Origin of the sequence: Acetobacterium sp. KB-1, assembly GCF_003260995.1 — a bacterium.
GTDB lineage: Bacteria > Bacillota > Clostridia > Eubacteriales > Eubacteriaceae > Acetobacterium > Acetobacterium carbinolicum.
Window position 1 is genome coordinate 1,434,502 of sequence record NZ_CP030040.1, and the last position, 24,090, is coordinate 1,458,591.

At 43.2% G+C, this 24,090-nt stretch carries 18 protein-coding genes and 1 riboswitch; of the genes, 2 read left to right on the forward strand and 16 right to left on the reverse strand.

The window, feature by feature from the left end; genetic code table 11:
• Nucleotides 1-122: 122 nt before the first annotated feature.
• The 3 genes from pap to DOZ58_RS06615 all read right to left on the reverse strand — a co-directional run bounded on the left by pap (nt 123) and on the right by DOZ58_RS06615 (nt 3,431).
• A complete protein-coding gene (gene pap / locus DOZ58_RS06605; RefSeq protein WP_111887583.1) occupies nt 123-1,604 on the reverse strand; it encodes a polyphosphate:AMP phosphotransferase in 1,482 nt (493 codons plus the stop codon).
• 68 nt (nt 1,605-1,672) lie between these two features.
• Nucleotides 1,673-2,866 carry an isocitrate/isopropylmalate family dehydrogenase gene (locus DOZ58_RS06610; protein WP_111887584.1) on the reverse strand — a complete coding sequence of 398 codons (1,194 nt, stop codon included), beginning with the start codon at nt 2,864-2,866 and terminating at the stop codon, nt 1,673-1,675.
• A gap of 58 nt (nt 2,867-2,924) precedes the next feature.
• Nucleotides 2,925-3,431: a phosphohydrolase gene (locus DOZ58_RS06615; protein ID WP_111887585.1), complete on the reverse strand. Its 507-nt coding sequence runs from the start codon at nt 3,429-3,431 to the stop codon at nt 2,925-2,927.
• Nucleotides 3,432-3,611: 180 nt separating this feature from the next.
• Here DOZ58_RS06615 and DOZ58_RS06620 point away from each other — a divergent pair, with 180 nt between their 5' ends.
• Nucleotides 3,612-4,070: a LiaF domain-containing protein gene (locus tag DOZ58_RS06620; protein ID WP_111887586.1), complete on the forward strand. Its 459-nt coding sequence runs from the start codon at nt 3,612-3,614 to the stop codon at nt 4,068-4,070.
• A 69-nt stretch (nt 4,071-4,139) separates the two neighbouring features.
• On the opposite strand, the gene DOZ58_RS06625 is transcribed toward DOZ58_RS06620, so the two are convergent.
• On the reverse strand, nt 4,140-5,636 hold the full coding sequence (locus tag DOZ58_RS06625; RefSeq protein WP_111887587.1) for a bifunctional diguanylate cyclase/phosphodiesterase: 1,497 nt from the start codon (nt 5,634-5,636) through the stop codon (nt 4,140-4,142).
• A gap of 27 nt (nt 5,637-5,663) precedes the next feature.
• Nucleotides 5,664-5,739, reverse strand: a riboswitch (cyclic di-GMP riboswitch).
• Nucleotides 5,740-5,924: 185 nt separating this feature from the next.
• Nucleotides 5,925-7,262 (reverse strand): glucose-6-phosphate isomerase, encoded by a 1,338-nt coding sequence (locus tag DOZ58_RS06630; protein ID WP_111887588.1) that lies wholly within the window; start codon nt 7,260-7,262, stop codon nt 5,925-5,927.
• A gap of 198 nt (nt 7,263-7,460) precedes the next feature.
• Here DOZ58_RS06630 and DOZ58_RS06635 point away from each other — a divergent pair, with 198 nt between their 5' ends.
• A complete protein-coding gene (locus DOZ58_RS06635; RefSeq protein WP_111887589.1) occupies nt 7,461-8,480 on the forward strand; it encodes an aldo/keto reductase in 1,020 nt (339 codons plus the stop codon).
• A gap of 206 nt (nt 8,481-8,686) precedes the next feature.
• Here the strand turns inward: DOZ58_RS06635 and DOZ58_RS06640 are convergent, their stop codons facing one another.
• From DOZ58_RS06640 to rpoN, 11 genes are all read right to left on the reverse strand, one after another.
• Nucleotides 8,687-9,784: a glycerol dehydrogenase gene (locus tag DOZ58_RS06640; protein ID WP_111887590.1), complete on the reverse strand. Its 1,098-nt coding sequence runs from the start codon at nt 9,782-9,784 to the stop codon at nt 8,687-8,689.
• A 247-nt stretch (nt 9,785-10,031) separates the two neighbouring features.
• Nucleotides 10,032-12,635, reverse strand: coding sequence for an ATP-dependent chaperone ClpB (gene clpB, locus DOZ58_RS06645; protein WP_111889699.1), 2,604 nt, complete (start codon nt 12,633-12,635; stop codon nt 10,032-10,034).
• Between the two features lie 273 nt (nt 12,636-12,908).
• Nucleotides 12,909-13,562 (reverse strand): hypothetical protein, encoded by a 654-nt coding sequence (locus DOZ58_RS06650; protein WP_111887591.1) that lies wholly within the window; start codon nt 13,560-13,562, stop codon nt 12,909-12,911.
• A 299-nt stretch (nt 13,563-13,861) separates the two neighbouring features.
• Entirely contained in the window at nt 13,862-15,832 is a 1,971-nt protein-coding gene (locus tag DOZ58_RS06655; protein WP_111887592.1) for a sodium-translocating pyrophosphatase, read from the reverse strand.
• 49 nt (nt 15,833-15,881) lie between these two features.
• Entirely contained in the window at nt 15,882-16,112 is a 231-nt protein-coding gene (gene secG, locus DOZ58_RS06660; protein ID WP_111887593.1) for a preprotein translocase subunit SecG, read from the reverse strand.
• 125 nt (nt 16,113-16,237) lie between these two features.
• Complete coding sequence (gene gpmI, locus DOZ58_RS06665; RefSeq protein ID WP_111887594.1) at nt 16,238-17,773, reverse strand: 2,3-bisphosphoglycerate-independent phosphoglycerate mutase; 1,536 nt, start codon at nt 17,771-17,773, stop codon at nt 16,238-16,240.
• Nucleotides 17,774-18,052: 279 nt separating this feature from the next.
• Nucleotides 18,053-18,790: a triose-phosphate isomerase gene (tpiA, locus tag DOZ58_RS06670; RefSeq protein WP_111887595.1), complete on the reverse strand. Its 738-nt coding sequence runs from the start codon at nt 18,788-18,790 to the stop codon at nt 18,053-18,055.
• Between the two features lie 12 nt (nt 18,791-18,802).
• On the reverse strand, nt 18,803-19,993 hold the full coding sequence (pgk, locus tag DOZ58_RS06675) for a phosphoglycerate kinase (protein WP_111887596.1): 1,191 nt from the start codon (nt 19,991-19,993) through the stop codon (nt 18,803-18,805).
• A gap of 307 nt (nt 19,994-20,300) precedes the next feature.
• A complete protein-coding gene (gap, locus tag DOZ58_RS06680; protein ID WP_111887597.1) occupies nt 20,301-21,305 on the reverse strand; it encodes a type I glyceraldehyde-3-phosphate dehydrogenase in 1,005 nt (334 codons plus the stop codon).
• 55 nt (nt 21,306-21,360) lie between these two features.
• A complete protein-coding gene (locus tag DOZ58_RS06685) occupies nt 21,361-22,422 on the reverse strand; it encodes a sugar-binding transcriptional regulator (RefSeq protein WP_111887598.1) in 1,062 nt (353 codons plus the stop codon).
• A gap of 165 nt (nt 22,423-22,587) precedes the next feature.
• Nucleotides 22,588-24,024: an RNA polymerase factor sigma-54 gene (gene rpoN, locus DOZ58_RS06690; RefSeq protein WP_111887599.1), complete on the reverse strand. Its 1,437-nt coding sequence runs from the start codon at nt 24,022-24,024 to the stop codon at nt 22,588-22,590.
• Between the last annotated feature and the right edge of the window lie 66 nt (nt 24,025-24,090).

Sequence of the window (24,090 nt, forward strand, 5' to 3'; positions counted from 1 at the left end):
ATAACGATCTCAATTATTTCTATAATTTACTTCACGCCTGACCATCAAGTGCGACAAACAGGCGTGATTGTTTAAGGCGCAACCTTTTTATCGATTATTATAATCGATAAAAAGTGACTTACCTAATTGTCTAAGCGTTTTTCGATCGCAGCGATGGTTTGCTTTAAAACCTTGATCCGGGCATAATATTTACTTTGAGCTTCCACGATAACCCAGGGTGCATCGACCGTTGATGTCTTTAGTAGCATGTCATCCACTGCTATTTTATAAAGCTCCCACTTTTCCCGATTCCGCCAATCTTCTTCAGTGATTTTCCATTCCTTATCAGGATTTCCTTCCCGATCGGTGAAGCGTCTCAACTGTTCATCCTGATCAATTTGCAACCAGAACTTAATGACGATGGCACCCCAGTCGGAGAGTTGTTTTTCAAATTCGTTAATTTCCCGATAACTCCGATCAAATTCTTCCTGGGTGCAAAAACCTTCAATCGGCTCCACCATCACCCGACCATACCAGGTTCGATCCCATACGCCGATATGACCATTTTTAGGGATGTCCCGCCAGAAGCGCCAGAGGTAATGATGCTTTTTCTCAATATCGCTGGGACTGGCTGTTGGATAGACCGTATAACCTCTGGGGTCCAGGTTTCTAGTCAGCCGTTTGATACAGCCACCCTTGCCGGCGGCATCCCAGCCTTCAAACCCGATAATCATGGGAATCCGTTCCCGGTACAACTGAAATTGCAATAGCCGGATTTGTTTCTGATATTCTTTTATCTGACTCTGATACGCTTCTTCACTGATAACCTGGTCAAGTACAATCCCGTCAAGTATTTTCGATTGAAATGGCTTATCTCCAACCTCAATCAGTGGCGTAAGTTTTATTTTTGGCGTCATTTTTACGTCATTAATCGCTTTTTCCAGACGTCTTTCCAATATACTCAGAACTTTAATCAGAGCGTAGTCTTTTTGTTCACCTTCGATAATCGCCCAAGGAGCACAATCGTTATCGGTCAGTTCCAGTCCCCGATTCACCTTCTTATATAGTTTATCATAATGCTTATTTTCTTTTTTATCCCGGGGCGTAACCCGCCAGGCCGTGACATCATTATCGAGCAATTTGTCAAACCGTTTTTTTTGTTCTTTTTTACTGATATGAATAAAAAACTTAAAAATAATCATCCCATCCTCAGATAGGGTTTGTTCGAATTCATTGGCCTGTTTCATCAGCCTTTGCATTGAAATGGTATCTGTCGATTTACGATAAAACAAATCGCTATAATAGCTGCGATTAAAAATTGTGATTTGCCCCTCCTCCGGTGTTTTGGTCCAATAGCGCCATAAGAACGGGCGAAATAACTCCTCCTCATTTTCCTGCTTCTTAAAGTTATAAACCCGAAACGATCGCGGATCCATAGGCATCAGCAGTTCATTAATGAGTGTCCCCTTGCCGCCCGCATCCCAGCCCTCAAAAAGAACTAAAACCGGTATCCCCATATCATGGAGAGTCCGCTGTAACTCGCCTAACCGGGTCGTCAGTCGTTCTTTTTCCTGACGATAGGTTTCTTTGTCGATTGTAACCCCTAAATCAATTTTCTCCAGCATGATAGCCTCCTACTATATTTTAATTGATGCCGCAAAAAAAGGACGTCATAAAAGACGCCCCTCATTAATTAGATGAAATTTTTATAAATCACGTCCAACTTCGGGTTGGACAATGTTTCCATTACGTAATTGGCATATTCTGAACCGGTAGCACCTGTCTCACGGCCAGTCAGCACCAGTTTCTTTTCGTATAAACCGCAGATATCCAAAGCTTTTTGAAGCTGTTCTGCTTTTTGGCTATAACCAATATGCACGAGCAGCATTCCGGCGGCACGTATAATGCTACAGGGATCGGCGTATTGTCCACGACCCTCTTCGACCATTCTTGGGGCTGACCCATGGATGGCCTCAAACATCGCATATTGCTTGCCGATGTTAGCTGAACCAGCGGTACCGACACCGCCCTGGAACTCAGCCGCCTCATCAGTTAAGATATCACCATAGAGATTGGGTAGTACCATTACCTTAAATTGACTCCGACGCTTTTCATCTACTAATTTGGCAGTCATGATGTCAATATACCAGTCATCCATTTCCACGGTGGGATAATTCTTGGCAATCGCTTTGGCTGTATCTAAAAATTTACCATCCGTTGTTTTAATGACATTGGCTTTGGTAACGACTGTTACCTTATTTTTTCCGGATTTTTGGGCAAAATCAAAGGCCGCCTTAATGATTCGCTCTGAGCCGTCCTGGGTGGTGACGGTAAAATCAATGGCTAAATCATTGTTAACATGGATCCCTTTGCTACCAACTGCATAAGCACCTTCAGTATTTTCCCGATAAAAAGTCCAGTCGATATTCTTTTCCGGAACAGAAACCGGGCGCACATTGGCAAATAAGTCCAACTCGCGGCGCATGGCCACATTGGCACTTTCGATATTTGGCCAGGGATCTCCTTCTCGCGGTGTCGTTGTGGGTCCTTTTAAGATGACATCGCAGGTTTTAAGTTCTGCTAAAACCTCATCCGGAATCGCTTTTCCACAAGCCGCGCGATTTTCAATGGTTAAGCCGTCGATGGTTTTAAAGACAATTCTTCCGGTTTTAACATCATCCGCCAGTAGAAATTCTAAAACCCGTTGGGCTTCTGATGTGATAAATGGACCAATCCCATCGCCACCAACAATACCAATAATAATTCTATCTTTTGCTGTGAAATCGGTAAAATCCTTTTGAATCTTCATTTTTTCAATCCGTGTCAATTGTTCTTTGATCACCTCTCCAAAATGGGCCTTTGCTCGTTCAATCTGTTCTTCGATCATAGTTCCTCCGTCAAATTTATTGATTTGTGTCATAGAAATGCTTAAGGCAAGCTGCCGATTAAGCTCTGGACATCATACTTTTAAGCCGTTTGATGGGCTGGGTATTTTTAAAAACCAGTTCATTGGTGGCCACAAATTTATCCACCGCGGTAACAACCCAGCTGCCCAGGTTTGTCGGGGGAATAAGTGTCAGGGGAAACATATGTTTCACGATCATATCTGCCTGGCGCTGATCGATATCAAAATATTTTTCGGCATTTTCAAGTGCTACTTTAGGATGGGAGAAGCCATGCATTTCCTTAATCCGACTGAGCCCTTTGCCTGTTTTAACCTTACCCTGCCATGCTTCCAGAAAAAAATCATGGAGTGTTGCCCCTCTCGCAACGGATGCGTAATCCATCCTTAAAAATCTGGCTACGCGATAGGAATAATACCCCACTGCAACAGCGTGTTCATATAAACCATTGCCATGATGATCAATTTCCCTTAATTTTTGGAATTCACTGTGTGTTAATATATCGCCAACAATGGTTTCAAACTCATCATAATACTTTTTTGTTTCCATTGAGACCTTTCTTTTACTGTTATTTATTCAGAAAAACTGAATAGAAGCTTTAAATATTATAGCATAGTATCTTTATTTTAAGTTAAAATTATCGGTGAAGTTCTTAAAAAAAACAAAAAAAGGTACGGTTATTATTGAAATCATGATAAACTAAATAAAAAAGAACAGGAAGGAAAGACCATGAAAATTAAAAAGCTACTCATCGGAACAGGTGTTGTTTTTGCAACTGGGATCGCCCTTTATCATGCTTGCGTGATCAAAAAAGGCAAGGAATTTGAAGCGAGCCTTGACAACAGTGCTGACTCCTTGGATGAAACCGTTCTGTACGGCGGAAAAATGAAAGATTATCGGGATCAGACCATGCAGGATACAAAAATCGGAGCTTTCTTTGGCGGCATGCAGCTTGACTTTTCAGATGTCGTTACTAAAAAAGACCATTATCGCATGGATATCAGTATCATCAGCGGCGGTCTGAACATCATCGTTCCCGATAATTTTAAATTAAAAATTGTTGATACCTGTAAATTTGGCGGCATTGCCGACAATACGGTTTGTGTGGACCCCGATCATTCGGTAGCTCTTTCCGTTTTTGCCGATATCACCTGTGGTGGTCTTAATTTCGAAAATGCATCCGAGTAAGAACATTTTTTTGTAAAACACTTTCTTAACATCAATAAAACGCCAACACCTCAAAAAACTGAAATCAGCCTAAGCCGATTTCAGTTTTTTATTGACAAAATCTTCAAATTCAATGACATTCATGGGTTTGGCATAAAAGAAACCCTGAGCAATATCGCAACCTTTTTCTTTTAAGAAATCGACCTGTTCCTGAGTCTCAACCCCTTCGGCAACCGTGATCAGATCTAAATCCTTAGCCATATTCAACATACTGGTAATAATCTTTTTTCCCCGCGCATTATCTTCGGTAAAAAAAGCTTTATCGAGCTTTAAAATATCTGCCGGCAGATTTTTAAGGGTATTGAGCGATGAATAGGCTCGTCCAAAGTCATCAATCGAAATATGAAACCCGGAAGCCTTTAAATGGTTCATAATCGCAACCATCTGATTTTCATTGTCAAAAACAGTTCCTTCCGTTAATTCAATTTCAATCATCTTCGGATCGATGTGATAGCGATTGGCAATGGCCAGCAATTCCTCCGGCAATAACGTATTTTCCAGGTGGAGCCGGGAAAAATTAACCGAAATAATCATATTTGTCAGTTGATCCATTTCCTTTTTCCATTTTTGCAGCAGTTTACACACTTCTTCAAACATATAGGTATCGATTTTTTTCACAAACCCATTTTTCTCGAACAGGGGAATAAAATCATTGGGCGGCAAGATGCCCCGTTTAGGATCATTCCACCGCACCAACGCCTCTGCGCCGATTATGTGCTCATCTGAAAACAAATACTTAGGCTGAAGATATACTTCAAACTCACGATTACGCAAGGCCATTTCCATTCTATTTTCAATCGCGTTCTCAATCATCATGCTGTGACGCATCCCGTCATCATAAAAGGCGTAACTCACCTGGGAGTTATCCTTTATCGAACGTTTGGCCATATTGGCCCGATCGCTAAGGGTATGGATATCCCTGTCTTCCTCAATGAGATAAATGCCCATCGAAATACCAATGATAAACTTGGGAGAATAGCCACTAATCTCGTGAATCAGTTTTTCGACCCGCTGAGAAAACTGCCCGTAACCTTTATATTTCATTAAAACACTAAAATTGTCGGTTGCGATTCTCGAAAACAACTCATTTGTTTCAAGGTGTTCTTCTAAAATCCGGGCAATTGCCGTCAGAACCTCATTACCTGTCTGATCGCCGTATAAATCATTGATCGCCTTGAACTTATCGACATCAAAAATGATCATGGCATAGGGTTGGGTCTGGTCTTTTTTAACGAGCGTTTCGACGTCGCGTTTAAACTTGATCCAATTGGGACAGCCCGTCAAAAAGTCAACATCCTGCATCCGCTTTAATTTTAAGATTTCTTTCTTAAGCTTGAAAACAAAATAATTGCTGGTCAGGCTGATAAAAAAAATGCCTATAAACGAAAAACTATAAAACAGAATACCAAAAATCGCCTGATCAGAAAGCTGAAAAAAAGAAACTGAGTGAACTATAAAAACCATCATGACCAAAAAAAACAACGCAAAGCTGAGGATTAATAACTTTTTTTCGTTATAAGTCTTCACCGCTACCTCCTAAATTGTCAAATCTAATTGAGTAACTGGCTAACTTATAAAAGTCCCTTTAGCTTTGCGTCACTATTTCACAACAGTTTTGCCCTTTAATTCCGTATTTTTTCTATTCCAACTGCAAATTTCATAAATTATGCTTCTTAATCTGCAGAGGTTATAGATATTTTGTATTAGATTTTTCGATATTGTATCATAATTGTAACATTATGTCTTGCGTTCCTTGTTAAACTTTTTTTACTTTATTTTCACTCTGCCGCATTTAAACAAAATAACTTGACCGCCTTAAAAACGTTTTTCCAGTTCTTTTGTCAACTCTTCATATCCCGGTTTATGGAGTAGCGCAAACATATTTTTCTTATACGCTTCTACCCCTGGTTGATCAAAGGGATTTACCCCTAACAGATAGCCGTTTAAACCACAGGCCTTCTTGAAAAAGTAAATCAGCTTGCCAATGTGAAAAGCATCCAGTTTTTTTAGATGAATAACCCCATTCGGGACGCCGCCATCTACATGTGCCAATAATGTCCCCATAAAGGCTTTTTCATTCACCGCATCGATTTCCCAACCGGTCAGGTAATTGAGTCCTTCGAGGTTTTTTTCATCGTTAAAAACTTTGATATCCGATTGATCATCGTCAATGACAATCACCGTCTCAAAATGATTCTTCGGGCCATCCTGGATCATTTGGCCCAGCGAGTGAAGGTCTGTGGAAAAATGAACCGAGGCCGGGAAGAGACCCTTGCCATCTTTTCCGTCACTTTCACCAAATAATTGTTTCCACCACTCAGCCAGATACTCCAGCGAGGGATCGTAATCGACTAAAATTTCAATATTTTTACCCCGATTATAAAGAACATTCCGATACAACGCATATTGAAAACAGGGGTTTTTTTCAAACTCTGGTTTATTATAATCCTCATAACCGGATCTTCCCCCCTCCATCAACGCATCAATATCAATTCCAGCCGCAGCGATGGGAAGCAAACCGACCGCGGTATAAACCGAGTAACGCCCGCCCACATCATCGGGAATTACAAAGGTCTCATAGCCTTCTTCGTCGGCCATAAACTTTAGTGCCCCTTTAGCCTGATCCGTTGTGACAAAAATGCGTTCCTTCGCTTCATCTTTGCCATATTTTTCTTCCAGAAATTTCTTAAAAAAGCGGAACGCCATCGCGGGTTCCGTGGTTGTACCGGATTTTGAAATCACATTGACACAGACTTCCTGATCCTTTAGTAACGCCAACAGATTTTCTAAATATTTTCCGCTGATATTCTGTCCGGCAAAATAAATTTTAGGTGCCTTTCGCATGCCTCGTGGTTCTTCATTATAAAAAGGACTGGTCAATGCCGATATCACTGCCTTGGAACCCAGGTAAGATCCCCCGATACCAATAACAACCAAGGCATCACAGCGCTCCTTAATTTTTTTTGCCGCCGCTTTGATGCGGGCAAATTCGTCATGATCATATTTTACCGGATAGTCAACCCAACCAAGGAATTCATTACCGACCCCGGTTTTATTCATTAATTGATCATTGACCGTCGTTAACTGGTCAAACCGACTTTCAAATTCACTGGCGTCTATATTTGCATAAGAGAAATCGAACTGAATACTCATTTCTTTACCTTCTTTCTAATACGATTGAGATGTATTTTCATTTTACTACATTACGGAATAGCGTGTCAAATGATGTCTCTCCGTCATTCTGAAAGAATGTTGAAATTTGGCGAATCTTCTGTCATCACCTTCATAAGAGGTGACTTTTTTTATTTGATATGTTAAAATAAGCAAAATCAAGAAAAGAAGAGGTGTAAAATGGAAACGCGACTATTGGGAAGAACCGGATTAGAAGTGTCCCTTATTGGGTTTGGTGGTATTCCAATTCAACGCTGTAACCAATGGGAAGTCGATGAGATCATTGAAAACCTGATTGAAGAAGGCGTCAATTTCATTGACACAGCCAGAGCTTACACAAATAGTGAAAAAATGATTGGGGAAGCCCTTAAACAATGGGGTCGGGAACATTTTTTTCTGGCCACCAAAACGCCGCAGCTTCGCTACGATGATGTCATCGCCGATGTAAAAGCCAGTCTTTGCGATCTCCAAACCGATTCCATCGATCTCTACCAGTTTCATAATGCCAAAACCATGGCCGCCTATGAAACCATCATGGGGCCGGGGGGCGGTTATGACGCATTGGCCGACTGTAAAAAACAGGGATTGATTAAACATATCGGGATCACCTCTCACAGTTATGAGGTGTTAGAACGGGCACTGGAAGATGATCGTTTTGAAACCATTCAGTTTCCCTATAATATCGTTGAAAACCGTGGCGCCCCTCTTTTTGAAAAAGCAAAGCTTAGCAATGTGGGGGTCATCATTATGAAACCGCTCGCTGGCGGCGCCTTTATGAATGCCGATTATGCCCTCCGATGGGTGGCTGAGAATCCTAATATTTCGGTTTTGATCCCCGGTATGGATTCGGTCAAACAGGTTTTGGACAACGCCAAAATTGGCAATGATTTTGTTCCTTTGTCTGAGACCGAACGTCAAACCCTTGAAGCCGACGCTAAAGCCCTGGGCAAAACCTTTTGCCGCCGCTGCGGTTATTGCGCCCCCTGTCCCCAAGGTATCGATATTCCGATGCAGTTTATTGTAGAGGGCTATTACCGCCGTTATGATCTGGAAGAATGGGCTCTCGACCGCTACCGCAGCTTTGCAGCTAATGCCTCGGATTGCGTTTCCTGCGGCGAATGCGAGCCCCGCTGTCCCTACAATCTCCCAATCCGGGAAATGCTGACAAAAACCAGAGAACTGTTTGACCCGCTGGTTTAGATGATGTTATCATTTGCCTTTTAAAAGATGTTCATCTATTATAATAAAACTTACTAAAATAACGCTTACTAAATGCAGGTCCGTCAACCTCTACAAAAAAAGAAGGCCAAAATCCCAAACAAAAATGGGGTTTTGGCCTTTAATCAGATCTTAATTTATTCTGTTTTTATTCCGTTTTTAATTTATTCTACTACTTAATCACATTCTTAATCGCACAAATACATCCGCCCCAGTGCGTCTGCTGCCATAATCGCTGCATAAACAGTGTCGGCATCGACATCAAAAGGCATATTATGAATGGTTTCGCCAGGATCAGCCGCAGCCACAGCCACAGCCATAATTTTTTCCGGGGTTGGTTCGGTACAACCCAGTTCTCCTAATGTAATTGGCAAACCGACAGATAAACAGAAATCAATGACTTCTTCAATATCTTCAAGCGATCTGTTTTCCATTACAAGCTGAACCAGGGTTCCAAAGGCTACTTTTTCCCCGTGATACATGTGGTGACATTCAGAAAGGACCGTTAAACCGTTATGGACGGCATGGCAGGCCGCCAGACCACCACTTTCAAAACCAACACCACTGAGATAGGTATTCGCTTCAATAACATTTTCCACCGCCGGGGTACAGGTTGCGGCCTCTACGGCCAACTTAGCTTTTAAGCCATCTTCAATTAAAATATCATAACACAGTTCTGCCAGTGCTAAAGCCGATCGAGTTGGGTGAGCACCTGACATGGTGGTACCATTCGAATCTAATGTCGCCTTGGCTTCAAAATAAGTCGCCAATGCATCCCCCATTCCGGCAACAAAAAGTCGAGCCGGAGCAGCTTTAATGATATCGGTATCCATCACAACAATTTCAGGGTTTTTAGGAAGGACGAGATACTCATCAAAAACGCCTTCTTCGGTATAAAGAACGGATAAAGCCGAGCAAGGTGCATCGGTGGAAGCAATCGAAGGAGCAATAACAACGGGCAGTTTTTCGTAATGGGCCGTTGCTTTAGCCGTATCTAAGGTTTTTCCCCCACCGACACCAACAACCACATCACAGCCTTCTGCTTTTACGATTTTTTGTAGCCGGGCGATTTCGACCTTGGAGCATTCTCCGTTAAATTTTTCGGGTGTAAATTTAATTCCAGCAGCTTCAAAACTCGCTTTCAATTCCTCCGCTTTAGTTCGCATCATGGTTCCACTCATTAAGACAAGGGCTGATGTTCCAAATTTTCCCACATGTTCCGGCAATTTTCCAACTTCTCCGGCACCTTGAACATAACGGCTGGGAGACATAATAATCTTTTGCATTTTCTACCTCCGAAAATAGATTTATTTCGTTATTATTATATCAAATAATCGAAGCGATGAATTCGTTATCATCTAAAAAATACAGTCCAGCGCTGATACTATTCTCATGAATATTTTGCTTTTTTTACAAGCCCTTAAATAAATCAGTAATTTTTTGTTTTGATCCATCACTTTTTTAAGCAGAATAGCACCAAACCGGAAAAAGAGACCAAATTACCCTAAAAGGTAATTTGGTCTCTTTTTAATCTTAAGCCATATAAAAATCCCCGTTGGGGTCCACATCAATAACAATAGCCTGTCCTTCGTGGACATTGCCCTTGATAATTTCTTTACCAACCATGGTTTCAATGTGTTTCTGTAAATAGCGTTTCAGTGGTCGGGCCCCGTAGGCCGGGTCAAAGCCCATTTCAATAACAGCATCGATGGCCTGCTGGGTCAGGGTGACAGTAATCTGACGTTCTTCCAGACGTTTTTGTAAATCTTTCAGGAGTAAGGTCACAATTTTGCCAATAGCTTCTTTATTAAGCGGTTTATAAAGGACAATTTCATCAATCCGGTTTAGAAACTCCGGCCGGAAATAGTTCTTTAACAACTCCATCACCGCGGACTCGGTTTTTTCAGTGATTTCGCCAAAAGCATTGATTCCTTCAAGCAGATATTCTGAACCGATGTTGGAAGTCATGATGATAATGGTGTTTTTAAAATCGACCGTTCGTCCCTGAGAGTCGGTAATCCGACCATCATCAAGAATTTGTAGCAAAATATTAAAAACATCCTTATGCGCTTTCTCAATTTCATCGAGTAAAATAACTGAATATGGTTTGCGTCTGACCGCTTCTGTCAATTGCCCCCCCTCTTCATAACCGACATATCCCGGCGGTGCTCCGATTAACCGTGAGACTGAGAATTTTTCCATGTATTCACTCATATCAATGCGGATCATATTTTCTTCGGAGTCAAAGAGGGTCGCAGCCACGGCTTTAGCCAGTTCGGTTTTTCCCACCCCAGTGGGGCCTAAAAACAGAAAGCTGCCAATCGGGCTGTTGGGATTTTTAATTCCGGCCCGGGATCGGATAATGGCGTCAACCACTTTTAGAATCGGTTCTTCCTGACCGATAACCCGTTGTTTCAGGGTGTCTTCCAGGGCCAGCAGTTTCTCGCGCTCGCCGGATACCAGCTTACTCAAAGGAATATTGGTCCAGTCGGAAATGATCTCGGCGATTTCTTCTTCGGTGACCTTTTCCCGTTTGAGACTGTCTTGCTCGTCTTTTTCATCCGCTTTGTGTTTAAGTGCTTCAATTTTTGCCGTTTTCTCCGGAATGAGTCCGTATTCCAATTCAGAAGCTTTGCGGTAATCCCCTTCCCGAATGGCTTTTTCCCGTTCGTAGGTAAGCTGGTTCAGTTCTTCCTGAAGGGATTTTAAGGTATCCGCTGACTGTTTTTCATTTTCCCATTGAATGCTCATGGTATTAAAACGCTCTTTGTATTCAACCAGTTCTTTTTGCAGCCGTTCCAGTCGTTCCTTACTAAGTTTGTCCTTTTCTTTTTTGAGTGCCACTTCTTCAATTTCAAGTTGCATCATTTTACGCCTGACCTCGTCCATTTCTTCGGGCATGGAATCCATTTCGGTGCGGATCTTGGCACAGGCTTCATCAATCAGATCAATGGCCTTATCGGGTAGAAACCGATCAGAAATATAACGGTTGGACAGGGTCGCAGCGGCCACCAGCGCGGTATCTAAAATCTGAACCCCGTGATAGCGTTCATAGGTGTCTTTTAGGCCCCGCAGAATCGAAATGGTATCTTCCACCGTCGGTTCATCCACCAGCACCGGTTGGAAACGACGTTCCAAAGCCGGGTCTTTTTCAATGTACTGTCGATACTCGTCCAGGGTGGTGGCACCAATACAATGGAGCTCGCCGCGGGCCAGCATTGGTTTTAACATATTCCCGGCATCCATGGCCCCCTCAGTTTTACCGGCACCAACGATATTGTGGAGCTCGTCAATAAACAGGACTATTTCGCCGTTGCTGTCCACCACTTCTTTTAAAACAGCTTTGAGCCGTTCTTCAAACTCACCCCGATATTTGGCCCCGGCTACTAACGCGCCCAGATCCAATGCGATGATTCGTTTATCTTTAAGACCTTCTGGCACATCGCCGGCCACAATACGCATCGCCAAGCCTTCGACAATGGCAGTTTTACCAACCCCCGGTTCTCCAATAAGGACAGGATTGTTTTTGGTTTTTCGACTTAAGATCCGGATCGCATGGCGGATTTCGGAATCCCGACCAATCACCGGATCCAGTTTATTATCAATTGCATCCTGAACCAGATCATGACCGTATTGACTAAGAGCTTCATAGGTGACTTCGGGATGGTCATTGACTACCCGCTGTCCGCCGCGGACTTCCTTTAAGACATTTTCGACATCTTTCTTAGCAATGCCATGGCGTTCCAAAATCTCAACAGATTTGGATTTTTTACCCAGACCGTATAGCGCCAGTAAAATACATTCTACCGAAATATACTGGTCGTCTAGTTTTTTTGCTTCTTTATAGGATTCGTTTAAGACCTTATCGGTTTCTGTGCTGACATAAACCTTTCCCTGCTCCCGACCCGGCCCGGAAACGCTGGGCATCCGTCCGACTTCCCGGCGCAGTTCTTCGGCAATGGTGTGGGAGTTTTTACCCAGGCGGTCAAAGATTCGCCCCACCACACCATTTTCCTGAGTAATCAGGCCCATCAGCAGATGCTCCGGTTCAATTTCCATGTGGTTATACTCTCCGGCGATCAATTCCGCCGTTTTAATTGCTTCTAGTGATTTTTGGGTGAATAAATTCATATCCATCATTGTACCTCGTTTCTAAATAATTTTATTTAATATCAAAATAATCGATAACCTTAGTACCAACAATTATTACATCATGTTGTTTGCATTGGGCGAACACGGCGTACCCTGTCCGATCCTGCGCGAAGGCAACGAGCCAATCACAAGCTTGCTTGTAGTTGGCGACTGCCCGCGACCAACGCGAAAGGAGCAAAGCGGATTTCGCATGGCGCAGCAAACAATCGATTAATAATTAGTCGGTATGGTAGCGAAGTGCCAGCCTTAAGCTCGCAACTAATCGTGGTTGTTTTTTTTGTAATCCTCCCGGTAAATGGTTTCCAGGATGCTAAGTAGATCTTTTGCTTCAGCTTCATCGACTTTTGAGAAATAAACATTCATTGCCCGATCAATCATTTTTAAATAGCGCGTCAGATTATCGGTGACGGTCTCGATGTCCTGGGTCAACTCACCCTCATCTTCAAAGGCTCGAACAAATTTATGATTGGTCAAGTTTTCTGCTAAATCTCGATGATCAACTCGTTGTGCTTTTTCAATACCGGCAATCAGCTTGAAAAATTCATCAAAATGATCATTCAGATTTTCAGACCTGGTCCGGGAACTGATTTTTAATACCGCATATTTCCCCCGTTTGCTGCTGATAAATTCGTAACTGTACCGCACCTTGGGTCGATACTTATATTTCAGGCTTTTGCCGAATTGAATACTGGAATTTTTATTGATCTGACTCACTGACAGCGTGTCACTGAAATTTTCGTCCAGTTGTTCCAGAATTTTTTGTATTTTCTGCTCCGGCGTCACCAGCCCGATTTTTTCTGCTAAAATATCATTGATCAATTGGGAGCGGTTGGTATTGTTCTCATAGGCAATCTGGTCTATCTTCTCAACTATTTCATCAAATAGCATTAAACTGTATACGCTTTTTATCATATCATCACTCCTTTTATATAAATTATATTCCAACAACATTATTTAGTCAACCGGTTTATATAATTTAAAGCGCATTTTTGCTTTCTTCAGATTTATTTAAGCTGGCGCGGGTCTTGAGAACAATTCTTTTGTGTCATTTTTGAAAAAATATTGTTGACGCAACAAAAACCGCCCCTGTACTTATGCTATACTGCATACCCAAATCCTTCTGACTTAACCTCACCGTAACAACAAAAAAGACCTGAATGCAAGACTGCATTCAGATCTTTTATAAGTAAAATGAAGATGATAAAACTTTATTAGATTAAGAATAGTGGTGCAAATACCAATGATACGATGGTCATCAGTTTGATTAAGATATTAATTGAAGGGCCTGAGGTATCCTTAAATGGATCCCCAACGGTATCGCCAACAACAGCCGCTTTATGGGCATCACTGCCTTTTCCGCCGTGAGCGCCACCTTCAATAAATTTCTTGGCATTATCCCAGGCACCGCCGGCATTGGCCATAAAGATCGCCATTAATACCCCCGTAACCAGAGCCCCGGCTAAAAGTCCACCCAAAGCATCTGCCCCAAGAATCAGACCCATGGCGAGAGGAGCCGCAACTGCCATTATACCTGGTACGATCATTTGTCGAAGTGCCGCAGCGGTTGAAATATCAACACATTTGGCATAATCCGGTTTTTCGGTACCCGCCATAATTCCTGGGAATTCACGGAATTGACGTCGTACTTCTTCAATCATTTCATTGGCTGCTGAACCAACCGCTTCCATGGTTAAGGCTGAGAACAAGAATGGCAACATTCCACCAATAAACAAACCAATGATAACATTTGGATTTAAAATATCAATACTGGCTAGACCAACTGTTTGAGCATAAGAAGCAAACAAGGCTAACGCTGTTAAGGCTGCTGAACCAATGGCAAAACCTTTACCGATGGCTGCGGTGGTGTTCCCAACAGCATCCAGCTTGTCTGTGATTTCACGTACTTCTTTCGGCAGTTCTGCCATTTCGGCAATCCCACCGGCATTATCGGCAATGGGGCCGTAAGCATCCACAGCAATGGTCATTCCACAGGTGGAGAGCATTCCAACGGCGGCTAAGGCAATACCAAAAAGTCCGAATGCTGTATAAGCAACAAAAATGGCTACTGCCATCGCTAAAATTGGGAACATGGTCGATTTCATCCCCACTGCCAAACCACTAATAATGGTGGTAGCGGCTCCGGTTTCTGATTGCTGAGCAATGTGTTGAACCGGTTTGTAATGTTCTGATGTATAATATTCCGTTAATTTACCAATAACAATACCAACTGCCAAACCGGCAACAATAGCAATAAATGCTGCATATCCGCCAGTAAAGTAGTTCGATAAGAAGTAAGAAGCAATAACGACTAAAATCCCACTGACATAGGTACCCATATCCAGAGCCCGTTGTGGATTTCCACCTTCTTTACCACGGACAAAGAACGATCCGATAATTGAAGCAAAAATACCAGTTGCTGCCAAAAGCATCGGGAATAAGATCCCATTGTAACCATCAAGGGCTAGTGCACCCAAGGTAATCGCAGAGATGATTGAACCAACATAAGACTCGAATAAATCCGAACCCATACCAGCAACGTCACCAACATTATCACCAACGTTATCAGCGATAACCGCGGGATTACGGGGATCATCTTCCGGAATACCGGCTTCAACCTTACCTACAAGGTCAGCACCAACATCGGCAGCTTTGGTGTAAATACCACCACCAACTCGACCAAACAGTGCAATTGAAGATGCGCCCAAACCAAACCCGGTTACAATCGTCACGTCACCAAACAACAGATATAAAACACTGACGCCCAGTAAGCCCAGACCGACAACACACATACCCATAACGGCACCGCCGGAAAAAGCCACTGAAAGGGCTTTGTTCATCCCGCTGGTTTTGGCTGCATTAGCAGTTCTAACGTTAGCTTTGGTGGCAACCTGCATCCCAAAGAATCCCGCCAGGATAGAAAAAATAGCGCCGACCAGGAAACATACCGCGGTAGTTAACCCTAACCCCGGTGTAACGGTCAAAACAACAAATAAAACGGCCACAAAAATTGCGATCATTCGATACTCGCGTTTTAAGAATGCCATCGCACCCTCGTGGATATATCCCGCGATCTCTTTCATTCTGTCGGTACCGGCGTCAACTGCAGTTACGCGTTTTGCAAAAACAAGCGCAACAAGCAACGCCACGACTCCAATAGCTGGAGCCAGAAACAATAATTCCATTTTCAATTTCCCCCTGTAAGTTTTTGCACCTCTCTAATTCAGATGCCTGTTATGATACGATTGAATAAACGAATGCCGACAACATGAATAACACCCCTGAGATTTTGGTTGCTCTTTCGAGTACGCCTTCAAATCCCTTGGCTTTTTTCTTTCCAAATAAGGTCTCAGCACCACCTGCGATGGCTCCTGACATTCCTGCTGTTTTTCCCGGCGATAGAAGTATCGCGGCAATCAAAACCAGGCTGGAAATCAGTAATACGACCAGTAAAGCTTCTTTCATAAGTATCACCTCCGTAAATAATCGTGCACGTTATAATATCATACCCAAAAAACATTTTCAATCATAAAAAAAGTCTCAGTCGAGACTTTTCCTATGTAAACGCTCACAGCTTTGCTATTTTTACTTTATTCTGCCTTAATCAGTGTTTTTCCAGTCATTTCTACTGGTACCGGCAGTCCCATCAAATCGAGTAGGGTCGGCGCAACATCAGCTAGCCGTCCATCATCTCGCAGGGTCACATTGCCATCACCAAGAAGAATACACTTAACCTGGTTTGATGTGTGAGCAGTAAAGGGCATGTGTGTTTCGTAATCAATCATCTTTTCAGCATTACCATGATCAGCGGTGACAATCACCTTGCCGCCTTTTGCCAGAATGGTCGCAATGACTTTTTGGGCACAAGCGTCGACCACTTCGACCGCTTTTTCGGCGGCTTCTAAAATACCGGTATGCCCAACCATATCGGCATTGGCAAAATTGAGGATCATCAACTGATACTTATCGCTTTCTATCGCTTCAACAGCTTTATTGGCTACCTCGTAAGCACTCATCTCCGGTTGCATATCATAGGTTGCCACAAGTGGTGAAGGGATCAGAATCCGATCTTCCAGGGGATACTGTTTTTCCAGTCCACCATTAAAGAAATAAGTTACATGAGCATACTTTTCTGTTTCCGCAATGCGCAGCTGGGGAATCCCCAGATTACTAAGATATTCACCGAGGGTATTCCTAATGGTTACTGGCTTATAAGCAACGGATACCGTTTCAAACGATTTATCATACTGAGTCATCGTGACAAAATTCAAATCCAGAAAATCCGTTTTGCGAATAAACAAATTGAAATCCGGATCGATAAATGCTCGCGTTAATTCCCGGGCCCGATCGGGTCTGAAATTAAAGAAAATGATGGTATCCTGGGATTTAATGGTGCTGTCATCAACCGTGTCGATGATGGTTGGCAGCACGAATTCATCGGTAATTCTATTTGCATAGGTTTCGACCATGACATCCCTTGCCGATGCGGCATGATTGCCGGCTCCAGCGGTCATCGCATCATAGGCTCTTTCGACCCGATCCCAGCGGTTATCGCGATCCATTGCGTAGTAACGACCCATGATGGTGGCGATTTCGCCCACCCCTAATTGAGCCATTTTAGCTTCCAGTGCTTTGATATGGTCGATGCCGCTGTTTGGGGCCGTATCCCGACCATCCATCAGGCAGTGAACGTAGACCCGTTTTAAGCCTTGTTTTTTAGCCAGGTTCAGTAATGCGTAAAGATGGCATTCATGACTGTGAACCCCACCATCGGACAATAAGCCTATCAGGTGCAAGGCTCCGCCTTTTTGTTTGGCGGCATTGATGCCGGCAAGAAAGGCTTCGTTGGTAAAAAAGTCGCCATCTTCGATGGATTTGGTAATTCGGGTCAGTTCCTGATAGACGACGCGACCGGCCCCCAGGTTTAAATGGCCAACCTCAGAATTACCCATCTGACCTTCTGGCAGACCAACGCCAAGGCCACTGGCGGTAATAAGGGTATGAGGCGCGTCCTGGGAGATGGCATCAAGAAACGGTGTTTGGGCCTGTAGAACGGCATTACCCTCAGTACATCTGGTAAAGCCGTAGCCATCCAGAATAATCAGGGCTGTTAAATTTTTATTCATTTGATCACACCTTTCAGTCCAAATATTTTAGGTTGTCGTGAGTACCGTACCGACCAATTGTTAATCTGTTGTTCGCTGCGCCATGCGAAATCCGCTACGCTTCTTTCGCATTGGTCGCGGGCAGTCGCCAACTATAAGCAAGCTTATGATTGGCTCGTTGCCTGCGCGCAGAATCGGACAGGTTGATCAACCTGTTCGCTCCGATGCAGACAACATGATATAACAATTGTCGGTACTCACTATATCTTTTTTCGCTTTACTTTTGAAATGAGAATTGAATTAGAACTTCACAATCTCCGAGAACGTTGGTTTCAGAGCTGCACCGCCGACCAGGGCGCCGTCGATGTTGTCCATGGCCATCAGATCTTTGATATTTTCCGGGTTGACTGAACCGCCGTATTGAATTCGGACTTTTTGGGCCGCATCTTCGCCGAACATTTTAGCGATCGTTTGACGAACCCAGCCGCAGGCTTCGTTAGCTTCTTCTTTGCTGGCTGTTTTACCGGTGCCGATGGCCCAGATCGGTTCATAGGCAACAACGACCTTGGTAATGTCACCAATGCCCTTTAATCCCGCTTCCATCTGCGCAACAACCTTGGCTTCAGCTTTTCCGCTTTCCCGTTCTTCCAGGGTTTCACCGCAGCAGACAATCGGGGTAATTCCCAGTGCCAGAGCTTTAATGGCTTTTTTGTTGACGGCTTCGTCGGTTTCATTAAAGTATTCCCGTCTTTCCGAGTGGCCAATCAGAACATAATTTACACCGATAGCCTGTAGCATTTCCCCGGATATCTCACCGGTAAAAGCACCGTTTTTTTCAAAGTGCATATTCTGAGCCCCGATGCCAACGTTCGAATCTTTGGCCATTTCCACGGCTTTTTGCAGACCCAAATAGGTAGGACAAAAAACCACTTCGGCTTCTGCCCCAGCTACCAATGGCAACAGCGTATTCATCAGTTTTTCAGTCTCAAAAATATCATTATTCATTTTCCAGTTTCCCGCAATAATTGGTTTTCGCATCATCTTCTCCTTCTATTTATCCTGTAAGATTTCAATACCTGGCAGTTTTTTTCCTTCCAGGAATTCCAGTGAAGCGCCACCACCGGTGGAAATGTGACTCATCCCTGCTTCATAGCCAAGAATTTTAACCGCTGCGGCCGAGTCTCCGCCACCAATAATGGTAATGGCTGTTGACTCTGACATCGCTTTAGCGACCGCTTCTGTTCCTTTGGCAAAGGCTGGCATTTCAAATACGCCCATGGGGCCATTCCAGATCACTGTTTTAGCTTCCAGAATTGCTTTTGAAAAAGTTGCTGCCGAAACGGGTCCAATATCGAGTCCCAATGAATCTGCCGGGATCGCATTAATATCGACCACCTCAAAAGAGGCATCGGCGGCAAAGGTTTTTGCCGCAACTACATCCACTGGTAATAAAAGGTTAACCCCTTTGGCCTTCGCTTTGGCTACTAGTTCCTTGGCCAGTTCCATTTTATCTTCTTCCAATAGTGATTTTCCAATTTCATACCCTTGAGCTTTCAGGAAGGTAAAGGCCATTCCACCGCCAATGATTAAGGTATCCACCTTTTCTAACAGGTTGTTAATCACACCAATCTTATCCGAAACCTTTGATCCACCCAAGATTGCCACAAAGGGACGTTCGGGTTTTTCCAGGGCTTTGCCCATAAAATCCAGTTCTTTTTGAATCAGAAAGCCTGATACGCCGGGTAAGAATTCGGCAACGCCAACGGTTGAAGCGTGAGCACGGTGAGCCGTTCCAAAGGCATCATTGACAAAAACATCACCTAACTGTGCCAGTTCTTTTGAAAATCCCTGGTCATTTTTTTCTTCTTCGCCACGGAACCGGGTATTTTGAAGCAAGAGTACCTCACCTGGTTTAAGATCGGCCGCTGCCGCAACGGTTAGTGATCCGGTCACGGCTCCATCATCATTAAAAATCACTTCTTTTTTAAGTAATTCAGACAGTTTCCTGGCAACGGGTTCCAGTGAATATTTTGGGTTTGGCTGATTTTTAGGCCGGCCCATATGGGACATTAAAATCAGTGATCCCCCCTGCTCTAAAATATAATTAATTGTGGGTAATGCGGCGGTTATCCTTGTTTCATCGGTAATGACGCCGTTTTCATCTAATGGCACATTAAAATCGGCCCGCATTAAAACTTTTTTTCCTTTTAAATCAAGATCAGATACTGTTTTTTTACTCATATTTTTATCCTCTCGGTTTATAATTTTCGCATTTCCATAAGATTTCGGTATATTATCGTACCGACAATTGTTACATCATGTTGTATGCATCAGAGCGGATACGGCGATAGCCTGTCCGAGTCTGCAGCATACAACAGATTAACAATTGGTCGGTACTACTTCATCTTTTACCTAATCAGCTTCGCTTGAATATTTGCTTTATAAACAATTTCAGAAGCAGTTGCAAGGGTTTTGCAAAAGCTTCTGAAAAGTTTTTTGATTTGTATTATTTAAATTTAATGAGCTACTTTAATCGTGCTTAGGTCGATTAAAATTTAGTGGCAACAAACTCAGCTAAACGAACCAGTTGAGCCGTGTAAGACATTTCGTTATCGTACCAGGCAATGACTTTTACCTGTTGTTTTCCGCCTTCAACATTCATCACTCGGGTTAAGGTTGCATCAAACAATGAGCCGAAAGACATGCCGATGATGTCGGTAGAAACAATTTGTTCTTCGTTGTAACCCAGTGATTCGTTGGCAGCTGCTTTAAGTGCGGCATTAATTTCATCGGCGGTAACGTCTTTTTCCAACACACAGGTTAAATCAACCAGCGAGCCTGTAATAACTGGTACCCGAAGCGCAAATCCGTCCAGTTTGCCGTTAAGAGCTGGTAGCACCTTGCCGACTGCGGCAGCAGCACCAGTGGAAGTGGGAACAATATTTTGAGCCGCAGTACGACCGCGTCGTAGATCTTTATGAGGTGCATCCAGAGTTGCCTGATCATTGGTGTAGGCATGAACAGTAGTCATTAAGCCGCTGACTAAACCAAAGCTGTCGTTAAGTACTTTAGCCACTGGCGCTAAACAGTTTGTCGTGCAGGAAGCGCCACTGATGACCGTTTCAGTGCCATCTAAGATATTTTCGTTGACATTAAACACGATCGTTTTAACATCACCTTTGGCTGGCGCTGAGACAATAACTTTTTTTGCACCGGCTTTGATGTGTTTACCAGCACCGTCTTTATCGGTAAAGAAACCGGTACATTCGATGACAACATCCACTCCAATACTTCCCCAAGGTAAGTTTTCAGGGTCTCTTTCAGAGTAAATTTTGATTGCTTTTCCGTCAACCACGATGCCATCATCTTTAACTTCAATGCTATCTTGCTTAAATTTACCCTGGGCACTATCATATTTTAACAGGTACGCTAAGGTTTTTGCGTCGGTTAAATCATTGATAGCGACAACGTCAAATGCTTTGTTATCTGCCATTAATCTGAATGCTAAACGACCAATTCTTCCAAAACCATTAATTGCTACTTTTACAGACATATTATCTGCCTCCTTAAAATAATGTTTACTCAATTTATACTCAGTCAGATGCGATTCATTTTGCTTCTGACATGGTTTGCAATTTTTTCAAAATCTCTCTGGCGGCACTTTCATCGGTGATCAGCACAATATTTTCACGAATTCGACTAACTGCAATAATCGATTCAGCCTTCGTAACCCCACCGGCTACCGCAATGACATGCGGTATTTTTTTAAAATTGTCGATACCAATGCCAATAGTGGAAGATGGCGAAATTACCTGACCGTTTATGTCAAAGTAATGACCAAAGGCTTCTGCCACAGCTCCCCGTTCCAGTATTTTGCGCTTCTCGGCCGTTGCCAGATTACGCCAGTCGGCCAAGACATCGGCTCGTCCCAATCCAAAAATGAAAATATCGATGTTGTCCATTTTATTGAATACCCTTTTTATCTCCGGATAATCTTTTAATGCTTCTAATAATCGTTGATCGATATTATCCGGCAGGTGGAGAAGCTCATAGTTTGAATGCAGTTTTAGTCCCATTTCGGCCACCACGTTATTTGCCTGGGTGGAATGGCTTTTGCCGATCCCGCCGCGGGCCGGAATGACATAAACATCGGGATAAAAAGCTTCTCGCATTTCATCGGCTACGGCTGCAGTACAGCTCCCGCCAGTTAATGCCAGGGTATCCTTATATTTCATTACCGACAACACATATTTTGCGCCGGAGCGTCCCATAAATCGCAGTACTTCATAGTTCATATCCATATCGCCGGGGCAAATGATCACCCGTTTGAGATGGAGCCGATCCATCAGTTCTTTCTCCAGTTGTTCCAGCCCGTTATAGGTGTAGAGCAAGCTTTTTAACTGAATCAGCGCTGCTGTTCCGGCATCGGTGATAACAACCCCCTGGCGTTCCACCGAAACCAGCTTTTGAGCCTGAAAAAAATCGATTTCATTACGAACCTGACGTTCACTCATATCCAGAACAAATGCAAGATTTCTCCGTCCGATAGGTTGCTCACTGCTGATGGTTGACAAAATATTGTAACGCATTTCAATGAGACGATTCACTTCCGGTGCGACAAGCTGTTGAAGTTCAATGACTTCCTTACTGATTTTTAATTGATTTGACACAGAATCACCCTTCTTTCGGATACATGCTCGCTTTTGTCCCGCTGGGACAAATTCATTATACCCCATTTTAAATTTAAAAACAAGTTAAAAAAGACCAAAATCTAAAAGAAAATCCTCGCCCTATTTTCAGGATGTGCCGGTATTTGGTGAAGATTTGTAGATGGTCTACCGATATTCTTTTCGCTTCGACGAAGGCTTTATCATAAGCGCTTCCCGATATTTGGCAACGGTTCGCCTGGCCACATCCAAATTTTTCTGTTGTAATAATTCTGAAATTTTTTGATCACTGAGCGGTTTTTTCTTATCTTCCTTTTCAATCAATTCCGAAATGAGCCGTTTAATGGCATCCGAAGAGCGATCTTCTTCACCCTGAGAATATCCTCGTTTAAAGAAAAACTTCAGTGCAAAGGTGCCCTTGGGGGTTTGAATATATTTTCCCCGGATCGCCCGACTGACCGTGGACTCGTGAACATCAATCATCTCAGCGATTGTTTTAAGCGTTAAAGGCCGCAGATCACCAACACCCTCAAAAAAGAAACTCGACTGGGACAGTGCGACAGCGTTAATAACCTTTTTAACGGTATCGCGTCGCTGCTCAATGCTGCGAATCAGAAATGCTGCACTATCGAGTTTTTTTTCCAGATACAGCTTGGTTTCATCGTTTTTGTCTGGCGTCTTTAACAACCCTTTATAATAATTATTGATGCGCAGCCGGGGGGCCGACACATCATTAACTTTCACCACCAGTTCACCATTTACAATTTCAATGCTCCCATCCGGGATCACGTAGGAAACCCGTTCCGAACTGGAAAACTCCCGACCGGGTTTGGGCTCGAGTGATTTTAACACCTCTTTAAAGTCATAAACGTCTTCAATTGCTAAGCCCGTTTCCTGGGTGATCCGCTTAAATTGATTATTGGCTAAATCCATCAAATGGTTTCTAACAATGTCCAGATACACTTCATCATCGTCATATCCCATTTGGCGCAGTTGAATCAGCAGACATTCTTCAATCGTGCGACATCCCACCCCACACGGATCAAAGCCCTGGATGATGCCAATCATTTTCTTAATGCTCACTTCCTGAGCTTCTAAAACACTGGTGATATAGTCCATATCAATGATGAGATAACCGTTATCATCAATACAGTCAATCAAGTATTCGCCAATGCGTTTTTCCTGTTCACTAAGACTTTTCTTTAGCATCTTAAATTGAAAATGAAGATACTCATTTAAGGTTTTCTCCTGGGATGTGAATTTTTCAAAACCATACTCGTCATCGGGCACGGTGCTTAATTGCGTCTGGCCCCGATAGTCCGCGTTTTCCATGCTATGGAAATACTCCTCCCATTGAATCTCTTCTTTCGGCGGTTTTTCCTGAACGACTTCACCCTTTAGCGGTCCCCCATCCTCATTAACGGGCACCACTTCTTTAATGGACACCTCATTAAATTCCAGTACCGGGTTTTCCATGATTTCAGTTTCGATTAAGCCCTTTAGTTCCATGGCTGTCAGCTGAAGAATTTCAATGGATTGACGCATCTCCTGGGTCATGACGAGTTTTTGAGTTTGGGTTATATTTAAATCAAATTTGATATTCATTTTTCACCTGACTGTTTTTATAAATTATTTTAATCAAAAAAAGACTAACTTTCGTTAGTCCTAATC

Excerpts from the sequence above, each read along its gene's own strand:
- pap (WP_111887583.1), bottom strand. The coding sequence starts at position 1,604 with ATGCTGGAGAAAATTGATTTAGGGGTTACAATCGACAAAGAAACCTAT.
- DOZ58_RS06610 (WP_111887584.1), bottom strand. The coding sequence starts at position 2,866 with ATGATCGAAGAACAGATTGAACGAGCAAAGGCCCATTTTGGAGAGGTG.
- DOZ58_RS06615 (WP_111887585.1), bottom strand. The coding sequence starts at position 3,431 with ATGGAAACAAAAAAGTATTATGATGAGTTTGAAACCATTGTTGGCGAT.
- DOZ58_RS06620 (WP_111887586.1), top strand. The coding sequence starts at position 3,612 with ATGAAAATTAAAAAGCTACTCATCGGAACAGGTGTTGTTTTTGCAACT.
- DOZ58_RS06630 (WP_111887588.1), bottom strand. The coding sequence starts at position 7,262 with ATGAGTATTCAGTTCGATTTCTCTTATGCAAATATAGACGCCAGTGAA.
- DOZ58_RS06635 (WP_111887589.1), top strand. The coding sequence starts at position 7,461 with ATGGAAACGCGACTATTGGGAAGAACCGGATTAGAAGTGTCCCTTATT.
- DOZ58_RS06640 (WP_111887590.1), bottom strand. The coding sequence starts at position 9,784 with ATGCAAAAGATTATTATGTCTCCCAGCCGTTATGTTCAAGGTGCCGGA.
- clpB (WP_111889699.1), bottom strand. The coding sequence starts at position 12,635 with ATGGATATGAATTTATTCACCCAAAAATCACTAGAAGCAATTAAAACG.
- DOZ58_RS06650 (WP_111887591.1), bottom strand. The coding sequence starts at position 13,562 with ATGATAAAAAGCGTATACAGTTTAATGCTATTTGATGAAATAGTTGAG.
- DOZ58_RS06655 (WP_111887592.1), bottom strand. The coding sequence starts at position 15,832 with ATGGAATTATTGTTTCTGGCTCCAGCTATTGGAGTCGTGGCGTTGCTT.
- secG (WP_111887593.1), bottom strand. The coding sequence starts at position 16,112 with ATGAAAGAAGCTTTACTGGTCGTATTACTGATTTCCAGCCTGGTTTTG.
- gpmI (WP_111887594.1), bottom strand. The coding sequence starts at position 17,773 with ATGAATAAAAATTTAACAGCCCTGATTATTCTGGATGGCTACGGCTTT.
- tpiA (WP_111887595.1), bottom strand. The coding sequence starts at position 18,790 with ATGCGAAAACCAATTATTGCGGGAAACTGGAAAATGAATAATGATATT.
- pgk (WP_111887596.1), bottom strand. The coding sequence starts at position 19,993 with ATGAGTAAAAAAACAGTATCTGATCTTGATTTAAAAGGAAAAAAAGTT.
- gap (WP_111887597.1), bottom strand. The coding sequence starts at position 21,305 with ATGTCTGTAAAAGTAGCAATTAATGGTTTTGGAAGAATTGGTCGTTTA.
- rpoN (WP_111887599.1), bottom strand. The coding sequence starts at position 24,024 with ATGAATATCAAATTTGATTTAAATATAACCCAAACTCAAAAACTCGTC.